Origin of the sequence: Pseudomonas sp. HMSC066A08 (assembly GCF_001813025.1) — a bacterium.
GTDB lineage: Bacteria > Pseudomonadota > Gammaproteobacteria > Pseudomonadales > Pseudomonadaceae > Pseudomonas > Pseudomonas aeruginosa.
Map to the genome: position 1 here is coordinate 1 of NZ_KV811280.1, position 8,191 is coordinate 8,191.

General features: G+C 60.7%; 13 protein-coding genes, 1 tRNA gene and 1 pseudogene. 1 reads left to right on the forward strand and 14 read right to left on the reverse strand.

Annotation, left to right across the window (positions count from 1 at the left end; genetic code table 11):
• Positions 1 to 45 precede the first annotated feature (45 nt).
• The 14 genes and pseudogenes from HMPREF2886_RS05665 to HMPREF2886_RS05725 form a co-directional block, all read right to left on the reverse strand.
• Positions 46 to 279, reverse strand: coding sequence for a hypothetical protein (locus tag HMPREF2886_RS05665; protein ID WP_003103841.1), 234 nt, complete (start codon positions 277 to 279; stop codon positions 46 to 48).
• Positions 272 to 769: a hypothetical protein gene (locus tag HMPREF2886_RS34220; protein WP_126894799.1), complete on the reverse strand. Its 498-nt coding sequence runs from the start codon at positions 767 to 769 to the stop codon at positions 272 to 274. Before HMPREF2886_RS34220 ends, HMPREF2886_RS05665 begins: the two co-directional genes overlap by 8 nt.
• Entirely contained in the window at positions 762 to 1,019 is a 258-nt protein-coding gene (locus HMPREF2886_RS05675) for a hypothetical protein (RefSeq protein ID WP_019486081.1), read from the reverse strand. The genes HMPREF2886_RS34220 and HMPREF2886_RS05675 overlap by 8 nt, the downstream gene beginning before the upstream one ends.
• Positions 1,016 to 1,543 (reverse strand): hypothetical protein, encoded by a 528-nt coding sequence (locus tag HMPREF2886_RS05680; RefSeq protein ID WP_033944242.1) that lies wholly within the window; start codon positions 1,541 to 1,543, stop codon positions 1,016 to 1,018. The genes HMPREF2886_RS05675 and HMPREF2886_RS05680 overlap by 4 nt, the downstream gene beginning before the upstream one ends.
• Complete coding sequence (locus HMPREF2886_RS05685) at positions 1,533 to 1,718, reverse strand: hypothetical protein (RefSeq protein WP_003117029.1); 186 nt, start codon at positions 1,716 to 1,718, stop codon at positions 1,533 to 1,535. Before HMPREF2886_RS05685 ends, HMPREF2886_RS05680 begins: the two co-directional genes overlap by 11 nt.
• The gene (dnaB, locus tag HMPREF2886_RS05690) at positions 1,715 to 3,061 is read right to left on the reverse strand and encodes a replicative DNA helicase (protein ID WP_034021215.1); all 1,347 of its coding nucleotides are present in this window, start codon (positions 3,059 to 3,061) and stop codon (positions 1,715 to 1,717) included. The genes HMPREF2886_RS05685 and dnaB overlap by 4 nt, the downstream gene beginning before the upstream one ends.
• Entirely contained in the window at positions 3,058 to 3,276 is a 219-nt protein-coding gene (locus HMPREF2886_RS05695) for a hypothetical protein (protein ID WP_003103847.1), read from the reverse strand. Before HMPREF2886_RS05695 ends, dnaB begins: the two co-directional genes overlap by 4 nt.
• Entirely contained in the window at positions 3,260 to 3,967 is a 708-nt protein-coding gene (locus HMPREF2886_RS05700) for an HNH endonuclease signature motif containing protein (protein WP_003122069.1), read from the reverse strand. Before HMPREF2886_RS05700 ends, HMPREF2886_RS05695 begins: the two co-directional genes overlap by 17 nt.
• The gene (locus HMPREF2886_RS05705) at positions 3,964 to 4,665 is read right to left on the reverse strand and encodes a DUF2786 domain-containing protein (protein ID WP_070746941.1); all 702 of its coding nucleotides are present in this window, start codon (positions 4,663 to 4,665) and stop codon (positions 3,964 to 3,966) included. The genes HMPREF2886_RS05700 and HMPREF2886_RS05705 overlap by 4 nt, the downstream gene beginning before the upstream one ends.
• 38 nt (positions 4,666 to 4,703) lie before the next feature.
• A pseudogene (locus HMPREF2886_RS34225) lies at positions 4,704 to 4,916 on the reverse strand (Lar family restriction alleviation protein); the annotation flags it as partial.
• A complete protein-coding gene (locus tag HMPREF2886_RS05710; protein WP_168172016.1) occupies positions 4,913 to 5,575 on the reverse strand; it encodes a hypothetical protein in 663 nt (220 codons plus the stop codon). The gene HMPREF2886_RS05710 and the pseudogene HMPREF2886_RS34225, both read right to left, overlap by 4 nt.
• A complete protein-coding gene (locus HMPREF2886_RS05715) occupies positions 5,572 to 6,069 on the reverse strand; it encodes a hypothetical protein (protein WP_034021211.1) in 498 nt (165 codons plus the stop codon). Before HMPREF2886_RS05715 ends, HMPREF2886_RS05710 begins: the two co-directional genes overlap by 4 nt.
• A complete protein-coding gene (locus tag HMPREF2886_RS05720) occupies positions 6,066 to 6,803 on the reverse strand; it encodes a hypothetical protein (RefSeq protein ID WP_034021209.1) in 738 nt (245 codons plus the stop codon). The genes HMPREF2886_RS05715 and HMPREF2886_RS05720 overlap by 4 nt, the downstream gene beginning before the upstream one ends.
• Before the next feature lies 1 nt (position 6,804).
• A complete protein-coding gene (locus HMPREF2886_RS05725) occupies positions 6,805 to 7,671 on the reverse strand; it encodes a ParA family protein (RefSeq protein ID WP_034021207.1) in 867 nt (288 codons plus the stop codon).
• A 19-nt stretch (positions 7,672 to 7,690) separates the two neighbouring features.
• Between HMPREF2886_RS05725 and HMPREF2886_RS34575 the strand changes: the two genes are divergently transcribed.
• Positions 7,691 to 7,807: transfer RNA gene (locus HMPREF2886_RS34575), tRNA-Lys, on the forward strand.
• The last annotated feature ends 384 nt before the right edge of the window (positions 7,808 to 8,191 follow it).

Sequence of the window (8,191 nt, forward strand, 5' to 3'; positions counted from 1 at the left end):
CGGGCTTCTTCTCGATCAGGTGGACGATGGCGTGTTTGATAGGCATCAGAAAGACTCCTGGTTCAGGGAACGCTGCCTGTCGGCTCGACGGAGCAGGGCGCGGGCATTGAGCTCGCCGCGTGCGTCGCTTGGCGTGGAAGAGATGAAGATCGAGGCGCAGCCGATCTTGCTGAGCTTCAAGTGGCCGCCGGCGGAGCGGTCGACGCTCCAGCCTTCGGCTTGAGCGAAGGCCACCAGCCGGCGGACGCTTTCCCGGGCGCCGCGAAGGAAACTACGCATCCGTGGTCTCCTCACTACTGTTGAGCTGCAGCCAGGTCTCCATCTCTGCCAAGGAGCGGGGAAGGCTGTCGGTGGCAGCGGCATGCAGGAGCCGTTTCACCAGCGTCTGAAGGCTGCGACGATCGCTCTGCCGACTGCAGGCCAGGTCGTCATGCGCGGAACGCAGCATGCGGACCTCTGTGCGCAGTTGAGTGCATTCGTCGTCAGTTGCTACTGGTGCCGTTGACGCGACAGGTGACCGCGACCGTGTCCTGAGGCGGTTTTCCCACTCTTCCCTTGCTGCCGAGAAGCGATGGCCACGACCTACACTCCAACCGCTGGTCCAGTAGCGCGACTTTCCGCAGTCAGGGCAGGGCTGTGCGCCGCTGCCATCCAGGTGATAGCCGCAGTTCAGACAGATCCACGAAGGACCTTCACGCAACTTGAGCTCGAGCATCAGCTCGCCTTTCTGGAAGTGCTCGAGCGGCCGGTAGGCAGTGACGTCAGCCATCGCACGCTACCTCCTTGGGATTTCTACAGGACAGCTCCCAGCGGCTCTCGATGCGCTTTTCGTGGTCGCCTGCCTGTGCCGGCATACGGGTGATGTAGGCGTTGTCCTCGCCAAACAGCCGTTCGGCAAGGCGGGAGGCTGCCACCTTGTCGCTCCAGGTGCAGGTCGCACGCTGCTTCTTAATGGTATTGGTCCAGAAGCCGGCACCATCGAACTTGACGATGCACTGATAGGTCTGGGACGCCTTCATGATTCGGCCTCCTTGCTGAGTGCATCACCGACCTGTACAGCCACCAGTTCGGGCAACTCGGGCTCATGCCCGGGATAGTTGTTGGCCAACTGATGTAGGAACTCACGTGCGGCGTCCTTGCTGCCTGCAATGCGGAACACCGCAGTGAGGTGCTGGGAGTCCTGAGTGCCGCAGCAGAGGTGTGACATCAAGCTCACCTTCAGCGAGCAACTGAACAGGTGGCGAGGGATCCATACCGACCAGAAGTAGGCCGAAAGCAGTTGCCCCGGAGCGCGCGTAGTGACCACCAGAGTCCCGGCCTGGGTGGTCGAGATCTCGATGTACCCCAGTTCTTCCAGCTCACGAAGCTCTCGCTCCATCGAACTGGGTGCGACCGTGCTCTCGTCCCGCGAAAGGCGCGAGATCACTTGGCTGAGGGCGTCCAGCTCGATCGGATTGACCCCAACGTGATTGGCATGAACCACCGCCGAGTCGGTGAACGCGGCCGAGGCGTGGATACTCGGGAAACGGGCTTCAGTGTTCATCTCGGACAGCCTCCAACTGATGGACGTCGTAGCTCCCGCAGCAGGGGCAGACCAACACCTCGGCTTCACCTTCCGGGGTGTTCTCGGCGGGGAGAACCTGGCGCACCAAGTGGTGTGGGTGGTGCTGGTCACAATTCATGCACTGGTGGGTGACCAGGTGCTGGGAAGTGGTCATGCATGGGCTCCTTGCCATGTCCCCGGCGCCAAGTCGGCGAAGCGGGTCTGGTTGGCGATGAAGGCGGTGTGGACGGTGCCGATAGGGCCGTTGCGGTACTTGCCGATGATGATTTCGGCGATGCCCTTGGCCTCGGTGTTGGGGTGGTAGACCTCGTCGCGGTACACGAACATGATCACGTCCGCGTCCTGCTCGATCGCGCCGCTCTCACGCAGGTCTGCGTTGTTCGGTCGCTTGTTCGGCCGGTTCTCCAGGCTGCGATTGAGCTGGGACAGGGCCACGACGGGGCAATCCATTTCCTTGGCCAGTGCTTTCAGCGAGCGGGAGATTTCCGAGATCTCGGTGGCTCGGTTTTCCATGCCTGGGCAGCGCATCAGCTGCAGGTAGTCGACCAGGATCAGTACGGGGTGGCCGTACTTCCTGGCAGCACGGCGAACCTTGGCGCGCAGCTCTGTCGGCGTCAGGTTGCCCTGGTCGTTGATGACCAGTCGGCTGCCATAGTCGTTTATGCGCTGGATCGCGACGGTCAGCCTGGGCCAATCCTCTTCTTGCAGTTGGCCTTTCATCAGTTTGCCAAGGTCCAGGTGGCCGAGCAGGGCAGCAAGCCTGAACAGCAGCTGCTCTGCTGGCATTTCCATGCTGTAAACCTGGACAGACTTCTGTTGGTCGCTCTGCAGCGCGGCGTCGATCAAGTTGAGGGCAAACGACGTTTTGCCCATCGAGGGACGGGCACCGACGATGATGAGATCCGACTTCTGTAGTCCGCCGGAGAGCTCGTCGAGATCCTTCAGGCCTGTCGGGACCCCCGTTACCGTCACGTTGTTGTTGAAGCGGTAATCGATGGTGTCGACGATCTTCGCGAGGCCCTTGTTGATATCGACAAAGTCGGACTTGTGCTGATCTTGGCCGAGGGCGAACAGCTTCTGCTCGATCTCCTCCTGAACCTCACAGGGATTCGCCTGGTGGTTCGAGGCGGTTCTGGTGCAGTGGTGCCCGAGAGACATCAACTGCCGCAGGTGCGCCCGATCACGAACGATCTGCGCATAAGCCTCGATATTGGCCACGGAGGGCGTGTTGTCAGCGAGCTGGCCGAGGTAGGCCAGCCCGCCGGCTTCTGGAAGGTCTTCGATCGCTTCCGACACCGTCACGACGTCAAACGGGGCGTCCTTCGCGGCCAACTCGCTGATGGCGGTGAAGATCAGTCGATGTTCATGCCGGAAGAAGTCCTCCTTCTGCAGGTGATCGCCGACAATGTCCCATGCCGCGTTGTCCAGCATCAGGCCACCGAGTACCCCTTGCTCCGCCTCGACGGAGTGCGGCGGCGTGAGTTCCAGAACACTCACTTCGAGTCCTCCCGGCCGATCTGCATGAACGTGCTTCCGCCCGGGGCGCCGATGATCTCCAGCGCTTTCACCTCCACTTTGGCGGACTCGATGATCACCGAACCCACATGAGCCACCGCTTTCGCGCGTTCGATATCCAGAGGGTTCTCTTCGTCCAGCAGGCCTTCGATGGTGGCAAAGAGGTGATTACGCAGATCCTCAATCTTGTTTTTCATGCTCGACCTCCTGAATGGTGCGCTTGAGCTTGCTGATGACGCGGATTGCGCTCTTCAGCTCAGGTGGATAGCGATGGATGGAGTTGCGGCGCATGCGTTCGGCCCGGGTGATGAGTTCCAGGTTGTCGATGACGACGTTCTGCTTGTTGTTGTCCTTGAAGCAGACGCAATGGCCGGTTGGGATGGGGCCGACGTGTTCTTCCCAGAGCAGGATGTGAATGCTCTTCCAGTCCCGGGGGGGATAGCCGGTATCCGAGATCTTTCGTTGCAGGTAGCCATCGGCACTTACCCGTGTGCTGCCGACCGGGAGCCATGTGTGGGGCTTCTGCCCCTTCTTGAACTGCGTTTCCGATGAGCGTCCTCGCGCGGGAAGCCCCTTCATGCCGCAGTTCCATGGGGTGTTTCCCTTCTTGAACCGAGTTGCGCTGCCCCAGTCCTGCCGGATCTTCTTGGAGAACTCGGGGCTTTTTTTCAGCCCGAGCCGATACGCTTTGGAGCAGATCTGCTGGAGCGTTTTGTTCAACCTGGCTGCCAGGACCTCGTTCGGCATATCCGGATACAGGCGCAGCAGCACCAGTTCCTGTTCGGCGGTCCAGGTTTCACGGATGCAGCGCTCCTCTCGGTTGCTGAATTTGCGGCGGGCACGCACCAGAGCCTCGTAGGCGATGTTCGAGAGAGCAGAGCGAGTCATCGGGAACCTCCCTGCTCGAGCGCGCCCTGAACTCGCCGGCTGACGCCGCGGTGCAGGCGAGTGTTTTTGCCGTGCTCCCAGCCTGCGTGCAGCGAAGCCTGGTCATAGGCCAGGGGCTTCGTCGGCGCTGCCGGCTCCAGGAGTTTCAGCTCCGGATGGTGTAGTTCGAGGTAGGCCTTGATGGCTGCTTGAGTCGACTCGTCCGGCCTGCCGGCAAAGTCACGTACCAGCGAACGCACTGCGAGAAGCCAGCCTTCGACGAAGAGCTTGCTGCGACGGCGCTTGGTCGACAGCTTGCAGCGCTTCTGTTGAGCGACATGAGCCGAGCGCGCCGCCACCAGTTGGTGGTTGAGCGTAGAGTAGGCGTGAGCGGCTAGCTCAGGGCCGATCCCTCGGCCCATGAACTTGAACGTCCAGCCCGCTGGCATCGCGTATGCCGCCAGGTAGTCGCAGCCGAAGGAACTGGCGCAGATCCCGGCCAGTTCATGCAGCCATGGGGCAGGAGAGCGCCTGGTTCGAGTGGGAACGCACGCGGTTTCCACCGTGTGGGCCGAGATCTCCGCTTCGCTGAGGTCCAACTGGCGCTTCAGGATCGCGGCCTGGCGCAATGCGGTTTCCGCTTCGTTCGGCGTGGCCCCCTTGGCATTCGCCAGGGCCATCAGCTTCTCGACCTTGGCAAGGACTTTTTGCTTGTCCATTACGCGCTCCCCTTGCAGCAGGTTGAGCCCTGCTCGGTGGCTTTTGCGCTTGGGCGCCTGTTCCAGTCGACCTGTGCTGAATACCTTGCTGTTAACGGGTCTGGCTCGCAGTAGGACGGCCCGATTTGAACCCGGCAGTCCAGGCATTCAATGGCACAGTTCCAGGCATCGGTGTCGAGCAGCTCGGGTTCCAGCATTCGAATGTTCGTGCTGCCGCAGAGTGGACAGGGCTTGAGCTTGGCTTCACTCATGGCCTGCCTCCCTGCCCGTCGTCGGTGTTGGGCTTCGCTTGGGAAGGGGCGGCGGCGAGCATGGCACGTGCTTTATCAATCCCGTGCAGGACGGTTGTCGGCCAAGAACCGTGGTCTGCAGCGTCAACGATCACCTTTAGAGCGCGATGCAACCCCGCAACCCTGGCTTGGACGGCCTCCAGATCTGCGGCGAGTTTCGCGTGCGCCTCGTTCATGGCCGCGATGGTGAGCTTGTTGCGCTTGACTTCGGCCAGGGCGGCGTCGCGCTGATTCAAGGCCTTGGCACAAGTCTCGCTGAGCAGGCGCTCATGCTGTTCTGCTGCCGCATCGAGATCGATTGGACTCAGGTGTTCTCCGAGCGGTCGCACGTACTGGCACACCGGGCCGTTATCGGTATCGTGGATCGACAGCACGAACCAACCGGCGCCTTCGGGCCGCGTTGGGATCCACTCGCTGTATCGTTGGTCCGAACGGGCAGAGTCGTAGAGGCGAGGCGCATCCGACTCCATGAAGACGGTCTGCAACTCAAGGCCAAGCCGGCGCAGCGTTTCCTGCGCTTCGTTGGAGGAGCAGTTGTCGGCCAGGTCCGGATAGTTCGGATGGGTCCAGAAGCCGAACTGGTCGCGCTCGACCAGGTGGGCTTGAATCATAGGCTTCATGCCAGGCCCCCCTCGCTCATGCCAAGCACCGCACTTGCCTCTGCGGCCAGTTGCTGACCTTCCGGGCTAGGCGAGCTGCCGACGAAGAGCATCAGCCGTTCGATGACCTTCACGGTGTCCTGGGAGGGTTGGGCGAATTCGGCCAGGTGATCGATGGCAGTCGCGATATTCCAGATAGCCCTGTTCATGTCCCGCTGGATCACGTGGATCGAGCTGGCATTGGCCGCGATGGCCAGTTGCGACTTCGTCTGCAACAGTAGGTCGTGGGCGATTTGGAGCAGGACGTTCTGCAGGGGCTGTCCACAGGCACGCTGCTGAGCGCGAACCGGAGCGACAAGGCCCTGCAGCATCGCAGCACCTTCAGCCTCGATTTGCAGATTCTCGGAAGCACCGGCGGCAGCGCCTGCTTTGGCCATGTAGCCTTGCACGTAGGCGTCGAACTGGGTCTCGGCGATCAGGCTCAGGATGAGGTTGTTGCGGTTCTGGAGGTTCATATGAGGCCCTCCGGAGCCGATTGCAGAGCGTCTGTCCAGAGCCGAAGGGTTTCCTGCTCATCGCTGGTCAGAGCGATCTGTGCGATGCAGTCAGCGACCTTCTGCTTGATGACGCGCAGGCGCTCCTCGACTTCACTGCCATCGTCGTAGGCGATTTCGTCAATCAGATGACTAATGAACTCACATCGCAGTCTCCCCACCTGACTAGCGAAATACTCGGCTTCACTGCGCCACCCGATGAGCTGCTTGGGACGCTCCAGCCAACCTTTCAGTCTTGAGTGGAGTTCTCGGGTGGAGTACAGGGGATCGAACACCTTGGCCCGGTTGTAGATCAACGCGATCTGCAGGATTTCCAGCCGCTCTTCGAGCGTATTTCCCGGAAGCGGGTAGTTCGAGGCGACCAGTTTCTTGGCCAGGCGCCCGCGCAGCTCACGCCGCTTCTTGGCCTGTTTCTCGTCGCGATCACGCTTTTCCTTCGCATGCTCGACCTGCTGGTTCACCGAGTCGAGCAAGCGCGCAGCGTCTTGCAGGAGCTGCTTTTGTTCAAAGCTCAAGTAGCAACCCAGCTTCCCGAACAGGTCGGTACCGCCACCAGTCAGCTTGCGTATTTCTCGCGCAGCGCCGGTCAACTTGGCCTGTTGGCTCCGAAGGTCGGCGGCGCTGCCGAACTTGTTCAGTTGCAGCACAAGTTCCGCGTCGACGTCGCGGGCTTGGGTGATAGGAGTCTTCGCCATGTCAGCGCCCTCCCTTGACCAGTGCTGCTACCGCCTCCGGCGTCAGTGCGAGGAAGCGGTCAGTCCATGCGGGAAAGACCTCGATGGCCAGGTTACGGATGATTTCCAGGGCGGGCGCTGATGTGCGATTCGAGGGTTGCCGAGTTTCGAGGCGGTGCGCTGGTAGCCCGCGCGATGCTGCGTTGCGAAACACGACGGCATCCGGGACAGTCGTTTCGAGCACAGAAATGTCCTGATGCTCATCGAAGATGGCACGCACATTCTCGTGAATCGCCCGGGAGTCATTGGTCTGGTCCAGACAGTTGATGACGATCTGAACCTTGGGGATCCGCATGCCGAGGCGCTCGTAGGGACGTAGTCCATCGAGCATTTGCATTGTGCCGCGGTTGAACTCGCGGGCAGTGAGCATGTTGGGCTGCAGGGGGGAAACAACCAGATCCGATGCGAGCACGACCATTTCGAGTAAAGCGGAGCGCGCACCTTGTGTGTCGATCAGCACCAGGTCGTAGTCCTGCTTCAGGGACGGCATGAGGTTTGCCAGCCGAAGCCGGCCATCGGGCGCCTGGAGCAGTAGGTTGTTGAGCTGGTTGTTCTGGTCGTTGGAAATCACGACGTCCAGGTTGGGGATAATCGTCCTGGAGATGATCCTCGCTGGGTCAGTTATGTTGGCGGCGAGCAGGTCGTAGATGCCGCCCTGGGCGACTTCAGGTAGCTCGTAGTACGAAGATAGGGAGGGCTGGACGGGGTCCAGGTCGATGAGGAGGGTCTTCAGGCCAGCATCGGCGCAAAATGCACCGAGGTTGGCGGCGGTGGTGGATTTCCCTACACCACCCTTGGTGGATACAACCGAAGTCGCTTTCGCATTCATGTCTACAGCCTCTAATGTGGGGTCATTAGAGGCTGCTGGTGTGAAAGGTGGCTGGGTAGAAACCCTTCCTAGAGAAACCTAGGCCAATTGTCTTTTAACCAATTGGTCGTAGGTTCGAATCCTACACGACCCACCATTTTCGAGGGCGAGTTGCGTAGGTCTAGGAAGGGAGTGTTGCACCGTTCTAGCCTTGCAGCCGTCTGGGCCAAAAATTAGGCCCGCATTGATGTGATGTCAATATGAAGTAGCCCGCCTATCTAGGTGGGCTTTTTTGTTTCTAAGGCCCTGAAACCATTCTGCAGGCATAGCAATGCGCCCCCGACGTAATCAGCGATTACAGAGGGTACGGCGGTTTTGGCCGTGAAATTGCGGGGCTCTGCCAGCATGCCGGCGCTGGAGTCCGGGCGCTCTCGGTAATTCCAGATTTTTCCTACAGGCCTGGCGACCTGCTGTGAGGCGCGGTTACCTTTCGTCCGGTAGCCGGCTCCTCAGTACCGGTATCGCTAGGCGAGACTGCTTC

Excerpts from the sequence above, each read along its gene's own strand:
- HMPREF2886_RS05665 (WP_003103841.1), bottom strand. The coding sequence starts at position 279 with ATGCGTAGTTTCCTTCGCGGCGCCCGGGAAAGCGTCCGCCGGCTGGTG.
- HMPREF2886_RS34220 (WP_126894799.1), bottom strand. The coding sequence starts at position 769 with ATGGCTGACGTCACTGCCTACCGGCCGCTCGAGCACTTCCAGAAAGGC.
- HMPREF2886_RS05675 (WP_019486081.1), bottom strand. The coding sequence starts at position 1,019 with ATGAAGGCGTCCCAGACCTATCAGTGCATCGTCAAGTTCGATGGTGCC.
- HMPREF2886_RS05680 (WP_033944242.1), bottom strand. The coding sequence starts at position 1,543 with ATGAACACTGAAGCCCGTTTCCCGAGTATCCACGCCTCGGCCGCGTTC.
- HMPREF2886_RS05685 (WP_003117029.1), bottom strand. The coding sequence starts at position 1,718 with ATGACCACTTCCCAGCACCTGGTCACCCACCAGTGCATGAATTGTGAC.
- HMPREF2886_RS05695 (WP_003103847.1), bottom strand. The coding sequence starts at position 3,276 with ATGAAAAACAAGATTGAGGATCTGCGTAATCACCTCTTTGCCACCATC.
- HMPREF2886_RS05700 (WP_003122069.1), bottom strand. The coding sequence starts at position 3,967 with ATGACTCGCTCTGCTCTCTCGAACATCGCCTACGAGGCTCTGGTGCGT.
- HMPREF2886_RS05705 (WP_070746941.1), bottom strand. The coding sequence starts at position 4,665 with ATGGACAAGCAAAAAGTCCTTGCCAAGGTCGAGAAGCTGATGGCCCTG.
- HMPREF2886_RS05710 (WP_168172016.1), bottom strand. The coding sequence starts at position 5,575 with ATGAAGCCTATGATTCAAGCCCACCTGGTCGAGCGCGACCAGTTCGGC.
- HMPREF2886_RS05715 (WP_034021211.1), bottom strand. The coding sequence starts at position 6,069 with ATGAACCTCCAGAACCGCAACAACCTCATCCTGAGCCTGATCGCCGAG.
- HMPREF2886_RS05720 (WP_034021209.1), bottom strand. The coding sequence starts at position 6,803 with ATGGCGAAGACTCCTATCACCCAAGCCCGCGACGTCGACGCGGAACTT.
- HMPREF2886_RS05725 (WP_034021207.1), bottom strand. The coding sequence starts at position 7,671 with ATGAATGCGAAAGCGACTTCGGTTGTATCCACCAAGGGTGGTGTAGGG.